Source organism: Acidaminococcus intestini DSM 21505 (assembly GCF_000425045.1).
In the GTDB taxonomy this organism is placed as follows: Bacteria; Bacillota; Negativicutes; order Acidaminococcales; family Acidaminococcaceae; genus Acidaminococcus; species Acidaminococcus intestini.
Genome location: NZ_AULA01000033.1, coordinates 1 through 17946 on the forward strand (window position 1 = coordinate 1; position 17946 = coordinate 17946).

Below are 17946 nucleotides of genomic sequence, written 5' to 3' on the forward strand. Positions count from 1 at the left end.
GTACGATAGGCCATGAGGCCATTGTTTCCACAAAACCTTTTTAAAAAGTGGCCTCACACACTTCATCAAATCAGCCCGATTTTTGGGCTGACTCAAAAGGGATCGACGAAGGCATATTTCGGGCGTCTTAGAAATAAGATTGTGGTACGGAACTTCTTACGAATCGTCATGCCTTTCTTGCTCTCATAAGAATCTTTTCTCAAGCAAGAAAGACACGTAATTGCATCGAACCGGAGCGATTTTTGCTCCGAGTATTAACATGGGGGGAAGCCAATTCTATGACAAGAAGCTCCCCTCATGTTATAATATCTCCATCATAACCTCGAAAGGAACCTCATCATGCCATCATCCATCGTTCGTAAAGCCGTAGTCCCCGTCGCAGGCTTTGGTACGTCCTTTCTTCCTGAAACAAAGACGATGCCCAAGGCCATGCTGCCTATTGTCGATATTCCCGCCATCCAGTTTGTCATTGAAGAAATCACCAAAAGCGGCATCGAGGAAATCCTCCTCATCAGCGGCCACGCCAAACGCGCCGTCGAGGACCACTTTGATTCCTCTCCGGAACTGGAGGACCAGCTCTTCCAGTCCGGTAAGACCGCCCTTTTGGAAGAAATCCGCGATATCTCCAAAGTGAATTTTCACTACATCCGCCAAAAGCAGCAGCGCGGCCTCGGTGACGCCATTTTGTGCGCCAAGGACTTCATCGACGGAGAGCCCTTCATCGTCGCCCTTCCTGACGATATCATCCTAAACGACGAAGAAACGGGCCTTTCCCAGCTCCTGCACCAGTTTGAAACTACCCGATCGACCATCCTTGGCTGCTGCGAAGTTAGGGCAGGGGACGTCTCCAAATACGGCATCATTTCAGGCGAAACGGATGAAACCCATCCGGACCTCGTCCGCGTCCATGACATCACGGAAAAACCGAATGCTGAAAATGCCCCCAGCCATCAGGCCGTCTTTGGGCGCTATATCATTACGCCTGACGTCTTTGAGTACCTGGAACTTACGCCAAACGGCCTTAACGGACAGATCCAGCTGACCGATGCCCTGCGCGCCATGAGCCATAACGAGCCCATGTACGCCTACAACATGAAAGGCCACTTCTATAACGTCGGTGATAAAATGGGCTATCTTAAAGCCATTGTCGACTATGGCCTGCGCCGCAAAGACCTGAAAGATGACTTTGCCTCCTACTTGAAGGACTTTGTCTCTAAAATGGAATAATGAACATAAGAGCTATGAAGCATGCTGCTTCATAGCTCTTTGGGTTTCTGCAATTGACCCTATCTTATATAACTTGTCTCTATCTATCAGAAAATATGATGAAGGGAAAATGAAGAAATACCCCTCAGCGTCCCCCATATAGGGACTTTTTATGATATAATATTTAAATATGATATCAACTTAACAAGTTGCAGATACGTTACTCTTTAATCCCTATAAGAATGATTTTGTCATGGCGCCAGATACGTAAAAGAATGGGTTGCACCGGTTCGATGCGGGTCCCCGGCACCACTTTTTATTGAGTATGCATAGGGGGAACCCTTTAGAACTATAGATTTTCTATGAATATAATTTGAAGGAGACTTTTCATGTATGACTATCTGATTGTTGGTTCCGGCCTTTTTGGCAGCGTCTTTGCTCATGAAATGCATAAAAAAGGAAAATCCTGCCTTGTCCTCGAACGCCGTCCTCATGTTGGCGGAAACATTTACTGCGAAAACAAGGATGGCATCAATATCCATACCTATGGCGCCCACATTTTCCACACGTCGAACAAAAAAGTCTGGGACTATGTCAATCAGTTTGTCGAATTTAATAACTACGTCAATTCTCCCGTTGCAAACTATAAAGGCGAGCTCTACAATTTACCCTTTAACATGAATACCTTTACGAAAATGTGGGGCGTTGTGACACCTAAGGAAGCGGCCGAAAAGATTGCCCAGCAGCGCGCCGAAGCAGGCATCACGGATCCAAAAAATCTCGAAGAACAGGCCATTTCCCTTATCGGGACGGACATTTATACGAAGCTCATCAAAGGTTATACGGAAAAGCAATGGGGGAGAAGCTGCAAGGAGCTGCCAGCATTCATCATTAAACGCCTTCCCGTGCGCTATACTTTTGATAACAACTACTTCAACGATCGCTACCAGGGCATTCCCGTGGGCGGCTACAACAAGCTCATAGAAGGCCTTCTTGCTGGCATTGAAGTCCGTACCGGTGTGGATTATCTGAAGCACCGCGACGAATACAAAGATATGGCAAAAAGGATTGTCTATACGGGCCCCATTGATGAATACTTTGGTTACAAACTGGGCACCCTGGAATATCGCGGCCTGCGTTTTGAAACGGAACGCCTCGAAGAAGAAAATCACCAGGGTGTAGCCGTCATGAACTATACGGACCGCGAAACGCCGTGGACCCGCATCATCGAACATAAACACTTCGAATTCGGCACCCAGCCCGTAACCTATGTGACGAAAGAATATCCCGCAGATTGGCAGCCAGGAGAAGAAGCGTATTATCCGGTGAATAACGCTAGGAATCAAAGCCTATATGAACAATATGCTGCACTAGCTCAAAATGAACAGAATGTAATCTTTGGAGGCCGTTTAGCTGAGTATAAGTATTATGATATGGATGATGTTGTAGAAAGTGCTTTAAAAGTCGTGAGTTGTGAAAAGGAATAGCTATCAAGCTGTCCCAATCAGCGCTTACGCTTCTGATTTGCTGTCAAGCTTCAAAAGCTATTTTGACGGTTTCTTATATGTACTCAACATAGTTATTAAACGCAGCTTATTCATGAAAGGATTCCCACCTATGAACTATAGAAACCTTAATGTATGGAAAATATCTGTTAGTCTTGCTCTATCTACTTTTAAGACACTGAAAATATTGCCGAAGCATGAGTTGTATGGGATTGCTGATTAGATGAGAAGAGCCGCAGTCTCAATACCTTCAAATATAGCTGAAGGAGCAGCCAGAGAATCTAATAAAGAGTTTAAAAGATTTCTCTACATTGCTATGGGATCTGCCGCTGAACTAGAAACACAATTTATAATTTGCCAAGCCGTTGGATATCTTGATTCTGAGGTTGTGGAAGATAGAATTCAACAAATTTCTACTGTTAAAGTTATGCTTTCAAAACTTATTAAAAAGATGATTGGCTAATTCAGTTTTTTCAATGGTTTTGGGCATTTAAGCTTTAATCTTTTAAGCCAAAGCCGAAGGATTGAGACAGCTAGGGCCAAGGCCCCGAGACAGCTTGACAGCCAAAGTTTATCTGCTTTTAAATAGATAAACTTGAGACAGCTGGGCTAAATAGTACAAAATCTAGAAGAAATGGATGTGACATACATTTTATGGACATCATAATTCTAATTGCCACACACAAATTCTACTGGATGCCTGATGATCCTGTCTATCTTCCTTTGCACGTTGGGGCAGAGGGGAAGGCGGAGTTAGGGTATACCAGAGACAATACGGGCGACCATATATCTTCCAAAAATAAAAACTTCTGTGAATTGACAGGTCTTTATTGGGCCTGGAAAAATCTCGACGCTGATTACATTGGTCTCGTCCACTATCGCCGCTATTTTACGAGAAAAGAAGTCCACAATATTGAAAAGAAAAAATCCCAAATCCTTACGAAAGAGGATTGGGAAAACTTGTTGTCCCGCTATCCCGTTATCGTCCCCGATAAACGCAAATACTACATCGAGAGCAATCGGTCTCATTATAACCATGCCCATCATCCTGAGGGCCTCAATATAACGGAGCAGATTCTTATCGAAAAGTATCCTGAATATCTTCCGGCTTTCAATAAAGTTATGAACCGCACCTGGGCCCATATGTTCAACATGTTTATCATGAGACGGGATCTTTTTAACGATTATATGACCTGGATGTTTGACGTTCTTTTTGAACTTGAAAAACGAGTCGATATTACGGGATGGGATCCTTATGAATCACGTATCTACGGCTTTGTCAGTGAACTGCTGCTCGATATATGGCTTGAAAAGAATCACGCCATCTATCATGAGCAGAATGTTTCCTTTATGGAAAAACAAAATTGGCTCAAAAAAGGCGGAGCGTTTTTAAAAAGGAAAGTGTTTGGAAAATAGTTGGTAGTTATATATGGGGGAAAACTAAATTGATTACACTGAACATAAAATTACCAGACCATTTTTTGGATGAAGAAGTACAAGATGGCTTTTTAGTTTCCCAAAAAAGGAAAGAAGTATGGGCTGTTGAATTAGATCTCCTTACTGAATTTGATAGAGTATGCAAGAAATATAAATTAAGGTATTTTGCTGATGGCGGTACTTTATTAGGCGCAATAAGACATGGTGGATTCATACCTTGGGATGATGATATAGATCTGGCTATGTTTCGAGATGATTACGATAAATTATGTTCTATTGCGCTACATGAGTTTAAAAACCCATATTTTTTTCAAACTGAATATACTGATAGGGGCAGTCTTCGCGGACACGCACAATTACGAAATAGTAACACTACAGCTATTCTAAGGAACTCTTTAAATTGTAAGTATAAATTTAACCAAGGCATATTTATTGATATATTCCCAATGGATTCGGTTACAGAAAATCAATCTAAATTTTTGATTCAAGGAATCAAAGTGACGTTTTATAAATGGCTTTCACGTATCATGTCTCGCTCTACAGATACGTACGCTAATCAAAGCGGAAATATAAAACGCGATTTGATTATGAAAATTTTTTATATATTTTTAAAAACGCCTCTAAAGAATTTGTTTTTAGATTATGATATGTATTATAAGATGTTTGAAGATAATTGTACGAAATATAATGAAGAGAATACTGAATTCATCTCTCTGTTGAGTTTTCAATTCTTTAACAAACGTAATTTTAAGTATAGAGTGGATTACGATGAATGTTTTGAAGCAAAATTTGAATTTATAACAATACCAGTAATGAATAACTATGAAAGAGTCCTAAATATGAATTTTGGTGATTGGAAAAAGTTTATTATTGGAACATCTGATCATGGAACTGTATTCTTTGACACGGAAAAATCATATAAAAAATATATTGAGGATAGTGGGGCGAGTAAAAATGGTGTATGTAAATGAGAATATAAAAAATACAATTCGTGTTTTTCCGCAGCAAAATCGATATGGGAAACATCGTTATGATATGAATGAAAATCCTGAAGGCTTGCCACGGGATTTTGTTAATTCCGTCCTGAGAGAAATTACTCCGGAATTTCTCTCTATTTACCCAGAACCTGATAAATTCCTAGAGAAATATGCTAGTTACATTGGCGTAGAACGTAATAATGTTGTTGCTACCAATGGTTCAGATATGGCAATCCGCTATCTTTTGGAAACTTTTGGTGAGAAAGGCAAAGATGTTGTCACTGTTTCACCATCTTTTGAAATGTATTGGGTAAACTGCAGCATCTTAGGGTACCATCACGTTCCAATCCCTTATGAACCTGATTTAACTTTGGACATTCAAAAAGTCCTTGCTGCGATTACGGAGGAAACCAGAATTGTCGTCCTTTTAAATCCAAATAATCCCGTCGGGAATGTATATACAGATGATGAATTAAAGGCTGTTGTAGAAAAAGCGCAAACTGTCAATGCATTGGTTATTATTGATGAAGCCTATCATTATTTTTATAAGAAAACTTTCTTGAACTTCATCAACATGTACGACAACATTGTGATTTTACGTACTTTCTCAAAACTATTTTCACTGGCAGCCTGTCGCTTAGGCGTTATTATTGGAAATCCCAAATTAATTCATTATGTGACGAACGCCAAGCTTACATTTGATGTAAATTCCATTGCGCTTTTATTCGGAGAAAAAATTTTAGATCATCCTGACATCATTGAAAATCTGATTCAAATTGAAAATGCTGGGAAACAGTATGCGTTGAGTCAATTAAAAGAACATGGTTATGATAGTCGTGATTGCCGGGGTAACTTTATCTTTGTAAAACCTAAACATGATGCAAATGAAGTCGCTAGACGACTCGAACAGGAAAAGGATATTCTTGTTCACGCTTATAGCAACGAGCTGCTTAAAGATTATCTTAGAGTATCTGTTGGTTCTGTCACAGCGATGTCTTTCTTTTTAGAAGGCTTTTTTGAAATCGATAGATAAAATTCCTCAAGGGGAGAGAGAATGAAGAAAGTAATCACATATGGAACTTATGATCTGTTCCATCAGGGCCATTACAATTTATTAAAGCGAGCTAAGGAACTGGGGGATTACCTTATTGTGGGCGTCACCTCAGATTACTTTGATAAATCACGTGGTAAATTCAATGTTCATGATTCTCTGATGACACGTATTGAAAACGTAAAAGCTACGGGTTTTGCTGACCAAATTGTGGTAGAAGAATACTTTGGACAAAAAATTGATGATATAAAAAAATATGATGTAGATATTTTTACCGTCGGATCCGATTGGAAGGGCCATTTTGATTACCTTAACGAATATTGCAAAGTTGTTTATTTAGAGCGTACGAAAGGAATCTCCAGTACTCAAATCCGCAATTCACATAGTATCCGTCTGGGCATTATTGGTGACGAGCAGATATTGGATCGGTTCTTGGCTGAGCTAAACTATGTAAGCGGCATTGAACCGGTTGGAGTTTTTGCTGCTGATAAAGATGTTTCGGCTGTGTATAAATCGACAGTGGCAAAAGAATTTACTCAGTATAGTACGACTGATTCTCTTTTGTCAGCCGTAGATGCCGTATATATTAATGTTCCACTAAAAGTGAGACCACAGTATATTAAGGCAGCTCTTTTACAAGGAAAACACGTCTTGACGGAATTTCCATTTTCCAGTAATTATGAATCTGCAAAGGAACTGATTGACCTTGCTTTACAGAAGAAACTGGTTCTGAATGAAGGATTAAAAACAGCTTATTGTCCGGCTTTTGGAAAGTTGATTTCTCTTGTAAAGAGCGGACAAATTGGGAAGGTTGTAAGTATAGAGGCCAATTTTACACAAATATTGGGAGATAATCTTAGAAATCAGATTCGTATTGCTGGCGGAAGCATGCTTTCCCTAGGTGCTTATCCGCTTTTAGCCATCTTTAAACTGTTGGGGCATGATTTTAAAGATGCGCAGTTTATTACGCATCTGGAAAATCAAATTGATACAATCACGCGAGTTACTTTGACCTACCCTCATGCAATGGCTACAGCACTTGTCGCTATTAATGCTAAAGCAGAAGGAGATTTAGTGATTTCGGGAACAAAAGGGTACGTTTATGTGCCCGCTCCTTGGTGGAAGACTGAGTATTACGAAGTGCGATATGAAAATATCAATCGGAATGCAAAGTATTTCTACAAATTTGAGGGAGAAGGGCTTCGTTACGAAATCGTCGAGTTTGTAAGAAATATCCAGGACGAACAGTTTGATAATCTGCTTTTAACCAAAGCCGATATGCTAGCAGAAGCAAAAGTCATGGAAATGAGAGAATACAGTGCCCATATTTTAAGATTTTAATAGAAGGAAGCAGCTTATGAAAGAACTTACTCTAAAGGAGATTCAAGAGGATGTTTTTCAGATTCTCTTGACTTTTGATCAGTTTTGTAAAAATAACGATTTAACTTATAGACTTGCTGGGGGAACTCTTTTAGGTGCTATCCGCCATAAAGGATTCATTCCTTGGGATGATGATATAGATGTATGTATGCCAAGGCCTGACTATGAAAAGTTTCTTATGCTTTCTAAGAATGACTTCATTAATCAAGGGTATGAAGTGACTGCTGAGGCTTATTGCAAAATTTCGGACTTAAACACAAAACTTATCTCTCAGTATAGAATTGACGATAAATACGTAACGATGGACGTTTTTCCCATTGATGGTTTGCCCGAAGATAATAAAAAAGTAGAGCAGATTTATAAAGAAACAAATCTTTACAGGGAGATTTATCGGTTAAATTTTGCAAAGATAGGGGAAGCAACCACTTTTCTTAAAAGAATCTTCAAACCTTTCTTTATTTTAGGCGCCCGTGTCATTGGGAAAGACTATTGTGTAAAAAAAATAAATGAAATAGCTAAAACAAGGGCTTTTGAGAACAGCCATTATGTAGGCGCAGTTACCTGGGGCCTTTATGGATCGGGAGAACGGATGAAAAAAGAAGAATTTGATGAGACTGTCATGGTTGATTTTGAAGGACATAAATTTCCAACCTATAGCTGCTGGGATTCTTATTTACATGGTATTTATGGAAACTATATGGAGCTTCCCCCTATTGAAAAAAGGAAAACGCATCATATGAAAGTGTATAGATTGGAGTGAATAGGGGAATGAATATCGCTGTTATTTTTGCCGGTGGCACTGGCACACGGATGAATACGAAATCTCGTCCAAAGCAGTTCCTTGAAATGCATGGAAAACCGGTACTGATCTATACATTGGAACATTTTCAAAATCATCCTCAAATCGATCATATTATCTTGGTTTCTCTGGCCGCCTGGCTTGATTATGCTGCAGAACTTGTAAAAAAGTTTAGTATAACAAAGGTATCTGCGATTGTTCCGGGTGGCAGTACGGGCCAGGAATCCATTTACCATGGCATAAAAAAAGCGCATGAACTGTATGGAGATAAGAACATTGTCTTGATTCATGATGGCGTACGCCCGCTTATTGATAAAGAAACCATCACAAACTGCATAGATGTAACCGCAAAAAAAGGCAATGCTATTACCGTGAGTCCTGCCATTGAGACGATTTTCCTAAAAAGTAAAAAACAGGGTGAAGTTGGAGAGATTTTTGATCGCTCATCCTGTTTTATGGCCAAAGCACCGCAATGTTTTACCTTGGGTGATATTTATGAGGCTCATCAAAAAGCAATTCAAGAGGACTTACTGAATTTTATTGATTCGGCAAGCTTGATGCAGCACTATGGACTAAAACTCTATACTGTACAAGGCCACGCAGAAAACATCAAAATTACAACACCCGTGGATTTCTATATCTTTAGAGCCATTATTGATGCAGAGGAAAATTTACAGATTATAGGATTGTGAGGAAGAAAATGTGGCTTGAAAATAAAATTTTTCATGAAGATTTAGAATATATCACAAATCAGGAGTTTATTCAGTGGAGACGATTACAGAATAAAACTGTATTTATTACAGGCGGAACAGGACTTATTGGATTTTATGTTATAAATTCTCTTCTTTTTTATAATCGTCTCTATCATGCTAATATCCGAGTTGTTGCGCTTGTAAGAAATTACGCAAAAGCAAGGGACCAATTTAAAAGTCAGTTGAATGAGAATCCTGATATGCTTACTTTCGTAGAAGGTGCCATTGAAGATATTCCTGCCGTTGGCATGGAAATTAATTATATTCTTCATGCCGCATCTCCAACAGATAGCTCATATTTTCTTGAGAAACCTGTTGAAACAATCCAAACAACGCTGTGCGGGATGTGGAATGTGCTCGAGTTGGCAAGAAAGAATCCTATCGAAGGCATGGTGTATCTTTCCAGTATGGAAGTGTACGGACCGAATCGTGATGAAGAACCGGTGAGTGAATCTCACGCATCTTGTCTTGATACGATGAGCGCACGCAGCTCTTATCCAGAAAGTAAAAGAATGTGTGAGAATCTTTGCGCTTCTTATTATAAGGAATATCAAGTCCCTGTCAGCTGTATTCGGTTAACCCAGACGTTCGGTCCTGGAATCCGGTATGATGATCAACGTATTTTCGCTATGCTGTTAAGATGTGCGATGGAAGAAAAAGACATTGAACTCTTAACAGAAGGGAAAACAAAAAGAAGCTATCTCTATCTTGCAGATGCTGCGACGGCGATTTTAACGGTATTAACATCCGTTAACTATGGGCAGGTTTATAATGCAGCAAATGAAGAAACATATTGCTCAATTAAGGAAATGGCCGACTTAGTTGCATCTCAGATTGCTAAATCCTCAATTGAGGTGATTGTTAATACTCATTCGGATACAAAAACGGATAAATTTTTACCGGAGCTAAAAATGAATTTATCTGTTGATTGGTTAAAGAACTTAGGATGGACACCACATTTCTCGCTTGCTAACGCTTTCGAAAGAACGATGAAATCACTTACGGATAATACAGGAGGCAACTTATAGTGAATCAATTAAGACAGTTACTAGCTGAACTATATCGTAAAAAAATAATTATCGTATTATGTGCCGTACTCTGCGCCGCAGCGTTGGCCTTTGAAAAATACTATTTTGGGGAATTTGTAGTTAGAACAGGTACATATTATACGACTGCAGTGGTTCATGTCGATCATTTAAAAGAAAATGATAATTCCCTTAAGGCTGAACGGCTGCTCAGAACTACGGGGAACCTTTATTCATTTATAGAAAAAAATGAGAAAAATGGACCCATTAGCTTTAATCGACTTGATGTCAATTGGGACAAGCTTGATAAAAATGGGAAAATTACTTGGCTGCAAAAGTATATTTCAATCTATAATTTTGGGTATGATACTTATGAAATCTTAATTAAATTAGATTCATTCGTTCCCAAAGATGCCGATTATTTGAAGGCTAATTCTAATGAACTCCTGCGTGAATTTATCGCATGCTCTGATGAATTTATTCAAAAAATCGAACCTAGCGCTTCCATTCGTGTCATCAAAACAGATGCCGTCTATCCAGAGGTAGTTACAATTTCGAAAAAGCAAACTGTTTTAAAATATGGAATGATTGGATTTGTCCTGGGATTGCTTCTCTCATCTGTCTCAATTTTGATTTGGACCTTGGGTAGGAAAAAATGATTTTTGAGGATACATCGTTACTGTTGTTTATCGTCCTTCTCTTGATTACCCTTTTCACATTGCTATTAAATCAAAACGACATCATCCATCCTGCCACGATCTTTTCTTTAACGATGACGTGGAGTGTGTCGTTAACGCTCGTAATGAGGAGTGAATGGCAGCTTGCGACCAGCAGTTCGGCGACAATTCTGATTTCTGCAGCCGTGGTAGCTTTCGTCGCAGGCGCTTTCTGGTGTGATAGAATTCTTTTAGAAAAGAATTCGCAGGCTCCGCAAAATACGATAACTAGCATTACTATTTCTTGGAAAGTATTGCTTTGCTTTTTATCCATTATGGGGCTCTTTATTGTATTATCATTTAAAGAAACCTATGAGAGTGCACTCTTATTGGGTAACAAGAATGGCGTAGCAGGGATGATTCGAACCGTTAGACTCGCTACTGAAAATGGTCTTTATAAATCGTCACGTTGGATGTCTTATCGGAATATATTTTCCAGTTCTTTTACCTATACTTGCATCCTAATCTTCTTTAGTAATATTTTTCAGTGCCATGAGTCAGTAAGAAAAAATTTAAAATTTTTAGTTCCAATCATTTTTTATTTACCTTTTATTATTTTAAGTGGTGGCCGGATGGGGCTGCTCAATTTAACAATTTATATTCTTTTGACTGGCGCTATTATTTATGAGCGAAGTCAATCTTTTCATCCAAAAGCAAAACAAAAGATTATCATTGTGTCGCTTGCAGCAGGGGTCAGTTTTTTATGCTTATTTTTGCTCTTTGGTTTTTTTACAGGGAAGGTTTCTCTGCATGGGCGGAGCCCATTTTCTATTATTGCCCATTATGGGGGATTATCAGCACCAGCATTAAGTGTTTATTTGAATTCAACACCACTGGAATCTCCTTACATTGGGTTAACGACACTATGGGATATTTATAGTAAACTACGAGTTTTAGGCTTATCATTGCCCCAAAATATAACGTTCCTTAAGTTTGTCCAATTTCATGGAATCAATACAAATGTTTACACTGCAATGAGACGTTATATTGAAGACTATGGATATATTGGTATGTATCTAATCATGTATTTTCTAGGCATAATTTACACAGCTTTTTATAGATTCGTTGAATATCGCTCCCACTCTCTATTTCCTATAGCTATCTACGCTTTTATTGCTCTTCCGCTAGTTTTTTCTATTAATGACGAAATTTTTCTTGCCCATATATTAAGGACATCAAATTTATATCAAATTTGTTTAATGTATATTTTCTTTAAGGTAATGGTTCGTGTTCAAGGAGAATCAAGTATAGATGGATAGTTTGATCGTATTATTAAGTTCATATAATGGTGCAGCCTATATTGAGAAGCAAATTGAAAGTCTATTAAATCAAACCCTTGCACCCAATATGAGAATTATCGTTCGTGATGATGGGTCCACCGATCATACGACCCTTCCCATCCTTCGACAATACCAGTCCAACGGAAAAATTGAACTTTGGGAAAGAGAGAATATAGGCGTCGTTAAAAGCTTTTTTGACCTTCTTTTGCATGCTCCTGATGCTGATTACTATGCTTTTTGCGACCAAGATGATTATTGGCTGCCACCAAAAATGGAGATGGCAGTTCATAAACTTTCCTGCATCAAAGAGCCCGCATTATATTGTTCAAAAAAAATCATTGTAGATCAAACGCTAAAAAAACTGCCAAGAAAGGATAATACTCCTTTATTTGGGACGCTTGATGTTTTGATGAAGGGAAATATTGCCTCGGGCTGTACGATGGTATTTAATCAAGAACTAAGGAATCTGTGCAGAAAGTTTATTCCCGATGAAAATGAGTATCAATATCTCTATCATGATACTTGGCTCTTTACCTTAGCTAAATTTACTGGGACAATTGTCTATGATTCAAATTCATATATCTTATACCGGCAACATGGCAAGAATGTTGTTGGCGCAATGGCCTGGGGAATGGACTTATTTATACAACGGATAAAAACATTTGACTGGACATTTAAGAAATATCGAAACCGAATGAAAGCAACTTATTATGCAAAAATCCTTGCCCAATATTTCTTACCCGATATTAGACCGGAATTGAAGAATACGGTTATTGCTGTTTCTCATGCGAGAAACAGTTTCGGGAGCCGTTTGACTTTATTCTTTGCTGGTGGTTTCACGCATACCCCTTTTTATGAGTATGTAATCTATAAAGCATATATTTTATTGGGATGGCTTTAATTGATATGAGCAAATCGACAATTATTAAAAAAATTTCATACTCTGTCTTTGCAAATGTCATTTCTTTACTCGTATCCATCTTTATGGTTATCATTGTCCCGAAGTTCCTATCCTTGGAAGATTATGGACTTTGGCAATTGTTTTTGTTCTACTATTCCTATATAGGCTTCTTCCACTTTGGATGGGAAGATGGCATTTATCTTAGATACGCAGGGAATTCTTTTGAAACATTGGATTCCAAGCTTTTTGCAGGGCAATTATATGGAATCATTGTGCTTCAGCTTCTTGTTTCAGCTGTTGTTCTTACTGGTTCTATGTGGGTTATTAATGACCCTATCAAGCAGCGTGTCCTTTGGTGTATCGTCTTCATTATCCCATTCGTTAATTTTAACAATGCCTGTAATCAGATTATGCAGTTTACTGACTGCATCAAACGGTATGCCACACTCGTGCTGCTGGAAAGAACGCTCTTGCTTTCGGCCATCGTCTTATGCTTTGCAGCCGGCTTCCGCACCTTTTCTCATTTATATTTTGCAAAGGTGTTTTCCATTGTTTCAGTCTCTCTGGTTGGAGCGTATTGGTGTAAAAGCTTATTGAAACTGCATTTTTATCCTTTAAAGGAATCGCTTAAAGAAGCCTCTATCAATTTGAGCGTTGGAAGCAAGCTAATGTTTGCCAACATTGCCAGTATGCTCATCATTGGAATTGTGCGTTATGGGATTTCGATTGGATGGGATATTACCACGTTCGGGAAAATTTCTTTGACGCTAAATGTTTCTAATTTCTTGATGGTTTTTATTTCTGCTGTAAGCGTTGTCTTATTCCCTTTGCTAAAACATATGGAGTGGGGCCAACTTTCCAACTTATATATAAGGATAAGGAATTGTCTATCCATTTTAATTTTAGGAGCCATGATTTTTTATTATCCCATGAAGAGTCTCCTGTCATGGTGGCTTCCTAAGTATGCTGACAGTTTGATTTACATGGCGGTGTTATTCCCTGTCTGTTTATTTGAGTGCAAAGTAACGCTCTTAGTCAATACCTATTTAAAAAGTATGCGCCAGGAAGCCTTGATTTTGAAGATCAATGGGATTGCCGTAATTTCAAGTATGATGCTCACTGTTGTCTCTGTTGCACTTTTCCATAACTTGACGATGGCCGTTTTTTCTATCGTATTCCTTTACGCAGGCAGATGCTTTTTGGCAGAGTATCATCTCCAAAAGCTGCTTTCCCTAAATCTGCGTAAGGATATGATGCAGGAGATGCTCCTCGTCCTTGTTTTTATCGCAACGGGATGGAAACTGAATAGCTGGATGACAATGATTATATATGCCCTTTGTTATGGATGTTACTTTATTTTGAACCGGTCCAAGGTCCATGATGTAATCATGCTAATCAAAAAATAAGTGAGTTCATTGCATTAAAGTTCGTGAGAGGTGATTGAAATATGAAAGGAATCGTTTTGGCCGGAGGGAGTGGTACTCGTCTTTATCCCCTTACAATGGTCACATCAAAACAGTTGCTGCCGGTGTATGATAAGCCGATGATTTATTATCCCTTATCAACGCTCATGCTGGCAGGTATTCGGGATATCCTGATTATCTCGACGCCCCAGGATTTACCCAATTTTGAGCGTCTTCTTGGCGATGGATCCCGTTATGGGCTGCATTTATCTTATAAGGTACAGCCTTCTCCCGATGGGCTTGCCCAAGCTTTTATCCTTGGTGAGGAATTTATTGACGGCGATTCCTGCGCCATGATTTTAGGCGATAATATCTTTTATGGTGCGGGTCTTACGGCGCACCTTATCAAAGCTGCCAGCAAGACGACGGGCGCGACTGTCTTTGGCTATTATGTTGATGATCCGGAGCGTTTTGGTGTCATCGAATTTGATGAAAGCGGCAAGGCCGTATCCATTGAAGAAAAGCCGCAGCATCCTAAATCCAACTATGCTGTAACAGGGCTTTATTTCTATGGAAATAAGGTCTGCGAGTATGCAAAGCAGGTGAAGCCATCGGCGCGCGGCGAGCTTGAAATCACAGACCTTAATAAAATCTATCTGGAAAAGGGGCAGTTGGATGTTGTTACCCTTGGCAGGGGCTATGCTTGGCTTGATACGGGAACTGTGGCGAGTCTCAGTGACGCGTCCAATTTCGTAAAAGCCGTTGAAACGCGTGCAGGTATCCAGATTGCGGCACTCGAAGATATTGCTTATGGAAAAGGCTGGATTACAAAAGATACCCTTCTTGAGAGCGCCCATAAGTATGGCAAGAGCCCCTATGGTCAGTATCTATTAAAAGTGGCCGAAGGAAGATTCCTTCGGGATAACTGAAAGGACGAGAAACGTGAAAATCATTGTAACAGGCGGCGCAGGATTTATTGGAAGTAATTTTATCTTCCATATGCTGAAGAGCCATCCTGAAGACTACATTATTTGTCTTGATAAACTTACCTATGCGGGGAACCTTTCTACACTGGCTCCCATAATGGATAACGCACATTTTCGCTTCGTCCGTGCTGATATTTGTGACCGCAAGGCTGTAGATGCTCTTTTTGAAGAAGAGCATCCTAATATGGTGGTGAACTTTGCCGCTGAATCCCATGTGGATCGCTCTATTGAAAATCCGCAGCTTTTCTTGGAAACCAATATTATCGGCACATCTGTGCTCATGGATGCATGCCGGAAGTATGGTATTCAGCGGTATCATCAGGTGTCCACAGATGAAGTCTATGGGGATTTGCCTCTGGATCGCCCCGACTTATTCTTTACGGAAGCAACTCCGATTCATACGTCCAGCCCTTACAGCAGTTCCAAAGCGTCCGCTGATTTGCTCGTATTAGCGTATTACCGAACCTATGGGCTTCCTGTTACTATCAGTCGCTGCAGCAATAACTACGGGCCCTATCATTTTCCGGAAAAGCTGATTCCTCTTATGATCATCAATGCCCTCCACGATAAGCCCTTGCCGGTCTATGGCGATGGTCAAAATGTGCGTGACTGGCTATATGTAGAAGATCATTGCCGTGCTATTGACCTTATTCTTCAGAAGGGGAGAGTAGGAGAAGTCTATAATGTAGGTGGTCACAATGAAATGAAGAACATTGACATTGTAAAACTCATTTGCAAAGCACTGGGTAAACCGGAAAGCCTGATTCACTTTGTGAAGGACCGTAAGGGGCATGACCGGCGATATGCTATTGATCCCGCGAAAATCCACCGTGAACTCGGTTGGCTGCCAGAAACAAAGTTTGCTGACGGAATTCAGAAGACCATCCAGTGGTACTTAGATAATGAAGAATGGTGGCAGCCGATTGTTAATGGCGACTACGTAAAATACTATGATAGGATGTATGGGAGCCGGGGTAGTTGTTAGCGGGTAGCTATTAACAGATGGCTATTAGCTGATAGATGTTAGCGCGGGGGATACGAAATTTTAGGGTTTTGATTTAATTAAAGAATATCGCAGATAGATTCTTAAGGGGGAAAAATAATTTGTACTGGAGTAGATGAATGACTTGTCGTAATTTTAAAGATTACACTGTATGGCAGGAAGCAATGAACTTAGCCTGTAAAATTTATGAACTCATCAGAAAATTACCTAACGAAGAAAGATTTGCTCTTTGTGATCAAATGAGACGAGCAGCTGTTTCGGTGCCATCTAATATTGCAGAAGGCAAAGGAAGAGGAAGCGATAAAGAGTTTATTCGTTTTCTAAATATTGCAAAGGGGTCGACTGTTGAGCTAGAAACACAATTGCTACTATGTGAACGGTTTGATTATCTTACTAATAAGGATATCAAAGAGGCTATAGAATCCTGTCATTATGTAGTAAAAATGATTAACAGGATTAATTATAATTGACATAAGTTCAGGAAGAGATAGACTGAAATATACCGGAACATGAAAATTGTTATCGGCTACCTGCTATAGACTACTCGCTACAGACTACCCGCTAATTAAAATAATACTAAGGAGTGAACGTCTTGAAAGTATTTGTAACCGGTGTCAATGGCCAGCTTGGGCATGACGTAATGAACGAGTTGGCAGGCCGTCATATTGAGGCGGTGGGCTGTGGCACCTCTCCTGTTTATAAGGGAATTCGGAATGGTTCACCTGTTGAGAAAATGCCCTATATTCAGCTTGATATAACAAAAAAAGATCAGGTAAATGAGGCTATGGAAAAGGTCCATCCTGATGCGGTCATTCATTGTGCCGCATGGACTGCTGTGGATGCAGCAGAAGAGCCTGAAAATATTGCGAAAGTCCGTGCCGTCAATGTCGACGGCACTCGCTTTATTGCCGAAGTTTGTAAAAAGCTTGGGGCTAAGATGCTCTATATCAGTACCGATTATGTTTTTAATGGCAAAGGAACCACTCCATGGGACCCTGACTGTAAAGAATATGATCCGCTCAATGTGTATGGCCAGAGTAAGCTTGACGGAGAATTCACGGTATCTTCCCTGTTGGATAAGTACTTTATCGTCCGTATTGCCTGGGTCTTTGGCCTTAATGGAAATAATTTCGTGAAAACCATGCTTAAGGTAGGGAAGACCCATAAAGAGTTGCGTGTTGTCAATGACCAGATTGGAGCACCTACGTATACTTTTGATTTAGCTTGTTTGCTGGTAGATATGATTCAAACGGATAATTATGGCTATTATCACGCAACGAATGAGGGTGGATATATTAGTTGGAATGAATTTGCTAAGGAAATATTTCGACAGGCAAGCTATTCAACCAAGGTAATTCCTGTAACAACGGAAGAGTATGGAATGTCAAAAGCTCGGAGACCATTTAACAGCCGATTGGAGACAAAAAAACTGCAAGATTCTGGGTTTAATAGGCTGCCAAGTTGGAAATCTGCAATAAGCAGATATATTCATGAGCTACACCGTAATACTTGATTTGTCGTGTAA

At 39.6% G+C, this 17946-nt stretch carries 18 protein-coding genes; all 18 read left to right on the forward strand.

The features are described 5' to 3' along the window. Positions 1-339 precede the first annotated feature (339 nt). Positions 340-1227 (forward strand): UTP--glucose-1-phosphate uridylyltransferase, encoded by an 888-nt coding sequence (locus tag H503_RS0109265; RefSeq protein ID WP_009015893.1) that lies wholly within the window; start codon positions 340-342, stop codon positions 1225-1227. A 368-nt stretch (positions 1228-1595) separates the two neighbouring features. Further along, positions 1596-2693 (forward strand): UDP-galactopyranose mutase, encoded by a 1098-nt coding sequence (gene glf, locus H503_RS0109270; protein WP_009015894.1) that lies wholly within the window; start codon positions 1596-1598, stop codon positions 2691-2693. A 241-nt stretch (positions 2694-2934) separates the two neighbouring features. After that, positions 2935-3174 (forward strand): four helix bundle protein, encoded by a 240-nt coding sequence (locus tag H503_RS12585; protein WP_009015895.1) that lies wholly within the window; start codon positions 2935-2937, stop codon positions 3172-3174. 191 nt (positions 3175-3365) lie between these two features. Beyond that, positions 3366-4127: a DUF4422 domain-containing protein gene (locus H503_RS0109280; protein WP_026385691.1), complete on the forward strand. Its 762-nt coding sequence runs from the start codon at positions 3366-3368 to the stop codon at positions 4125-4127. Positions 4128-4156: 29 nt separating this feature from the next. Further along, positions 4157-5119, forward strand: a complete 963-nt coding sequence (locus H503_RS0109285) for a LicD family protein (RefSeq protein WP_014128395.1) — start codon at positions 4157-4159, stop codon at positions 5117-5119. Beyond that, positions 5103-6158, forward strand: a complete 1056-nt coding sequence (locus tag H503_RS0109290) for a pyridoxal phosphate-dependent aminotransferase (RefSeq protein WP_026385692.1) — start codon at positions 5103-5105, stop codon at positions 6156-6158. Before H503_RS0109285 ends, H503_RS0109290 begins: the two co-directional genes overlap by 17 nt. Before the next feature lie 21 nt (positions 6159-6179). After that, positions 6180-7517, forward strand: coding sequence for an adenylyltransferase/cytidyltransferase family protein (locus H503_RS0109295; RefSeq protein WP_026385693.1), 1338 nt, complete (start codon positions 6180-6182; stop codon positions 7515-7517). A gap of 16 nt (positions 7518-7533) precedes the next feature. After that, positions 7534-8316, forward strand: coding sequence for a LicD family protein (locus H503_RS0109300; protein ID WP_009015900.1), 783 nt, complete (start codon positions 7534-7536; stop codon positions 8314-8316). A gap of 8 nt (positions 8317-8324) precedes the next feature. Further along, positions 8325-9047 (forward strand): 2-C-methyl-D-erythritol 4-phosphate cytidylyltransferase, encoded by a 723-nt coding sequence (ispD, locus tag H503_RS0109305; RefSeq protein ID WP_022227097.1) that lies wholly within the window; start codon positions 8325-8327, stop codon positions 9045-9047. 8 nt (positions 9048-9055) lie between these two features. Further along, a complete protein-coding gene (locus tag H503_RS0109310; protein ID WP_009015902.1) occupies positions 9056-10135 on the forward strand; it encodes an NAD-dependent epimerase/dehydratase family protein in 1080 nt (359 codons plus the stop codon). Further along, complete coding sequence (locus H503_RS0109315; RefSeq protein WP_009015903.1) at positions 10135-10791, forward strand: hypothetical protein; 657 nt, start codon at positions 10135-10137, stop codon at positions 10789-10791. Before H503_RS0109310 ends, H503_RS0109315 begins: the two co-directional genes overlap by 1 nt. Continuing rightward, the gene (locus tag H503_RS0109320) at positions 10788-12107 is read left to right on the forward strand and encodes an O-antigen polymerase (protein WP_009015904.1); all 1320 of its coding nucleotides are present in this window, start codon (positions 10788-10790) and stop codon (positions 12105-12107) included. Before H503_RS0109315 ends, H503_RS0109320 begins: the two co-directional genes overlap by 4 nt. After that, positions 12100-13029, forward strand: coding sequence for a glycosyltransferase (locus H503_RS0109325; protein WP_009015905.1), 930 nt, complete (start codon positions 12100-12102; stop codon positions 13027-13029). Before H503_RS0109320 ends, H503_RS0109325 begins: the two co-directional genes overlap by 8 nt. Before the next feature lie 5 nt (positions 13030-13034). Next, a complete protein-coding gene (locus tag H503_RS0109330; RefSeq protein WP_014128399.1) occupies positions 13035-14435 on the forward strand; it encodes a lipopolysaccharide biosynthesis protein in 1401 nt (466 codons plus the stop codon). Between the two features lie 41 nt (positions 14436-14476). Then, positions 14477-15361, forward strand: a complete 885-nt coding sequence (gene rfbA, locus H503_RS0109335; RefSeq protein WP_009015907.1) for a glucose-1-phosphate thymidylyltransferase RfbA — start codon at positions 14477-14479, stop codon at positions 15359-15361. Between the two features lie 13 nt (positions 15362-15374). Further along, positions 15375-16403 (forward strand): dTDP-glucose 4,6-dehydratase, encoded by a 1029-nt coding sequence (rfbB, locus tag H503_RS0109340; protein ID WP_009015908.1) that lies wholly within the window; start codon positions 15375-15377, stop codon positions 16401-16403. Between the two features lie 137 nt (positions 16404-16540). Further along, the gene (locus H503_RS0109345; protein ID WP_009015909.1) at positions 16541-16891 is read left to right on the forward strand and encodes a four helix bundle protein; all 351 of its coding nucleotides are present in this window, start codon (positions 16541-16543) and stop codon (positions 16889-16891) included. 122 nt (positions 16892-17013) lie between these two features. Beyond that, positions 17014-17934, forward strand: a complete 921-nt coding sequence (gene rfbD / locus H503_RS0109350; protein WP_016459558.1) for a dTDP-4-dehydrorhamnose reductase — start codon at positions 17014-17016, stop codon at positions 17932-17934. Positions 17935-17946 lie beyond the last annotated feature (12 nt).